General features: G+C 32.5%; 1 protein-coding gene and 1 pseudogene. Both read left to right on the top strand.

What is annotated here, in order from left to right; all coding sequences use genetic code 11:
• Positions 1-209 (top strand): annotated as a pseudogene (locus tag FC36_RS06355) (helix-turn-helix domain-containing protein); the annotation flags it as partial.
• A 71-nt stretch (positions 210-280) separates the two neighbouring features.
• A partial coding sequence (locus FC36_RS06350; RefSeq protein ID WP_156409524.1) for an IS3 family transposase occupies positions 281-702 on the top strand: 422 nt, incomplete at its 3' end.

Here is a 702-nt window from a genome sequence, read left to right as displayed (position 1 = left end):
GGTATAAAAAATATACTAAGAGTAATAATGATCCAGAATCACTTCGTGATAACCGTGGTAAAAGAAAATCTATGGCAACAATGAATGATCTTGAACGCTTACAAGTTGAAAATCGACTACTTAAAGCACAATTAGAACAACAAAAAATGGAGATTGCCTTCGCAAAAAAATTAGTAGAAATACGCAATCGAGGGGTGAAAAAGAATTAAAGTACATAGCGATTAAAGAATTACATCAAGAATATCACTGGTCGATTAGTAAGCTTAGTAAGATTGCCAAAGTGACAAGAGATGCGTATTATAAATGGTTTAAACGATGTAATAGTACGTATCGAAAGCAACAAGACCAACTCTACTCTGCCATTTTAGAATTGGAGAAAGAACATAATTTTACTTTAGGTTATTTAGGTATGACCACTCAGTTGAAAGCAGAAGGAAAATTAGATTTTACGGTTGGTTTAAAACGTGTAAGATCTTGTATGCGTAATAATAATATTCGTGTAAATATCAGAAAGAAAAAGAGAAACCGAATTAAATTAAAGCATGAATATATTAGTGAAAACCTATTATCTGGGCATTTTGATCGTGCAAGCAAGAATGAAGTTTGGGCGACCGATACAACTGAAGTTGTATATTTTGAAGATAACAAACCACAAAAAGTACGATTACATGCGGTATTAGATTTATACGGACGTTACGTGAT

Source organism: Ligilactobacillus equi DSM 15833 = JCM 10991 (assembly GCF_001435735.1).
In the GTDB taxonomy this organism is placed as follows: Bacteria; Bacillota; Bacilli; order Lactobacillales; family Lactobacillaceae; genus Ligilactobacillus; species Ligilactobacillus equi.
The sequence above is the reverse complement of the archived record's forward strand: the minus strand, read 5'-3'. Positions and strand labels throughout refer to the sequence as shown.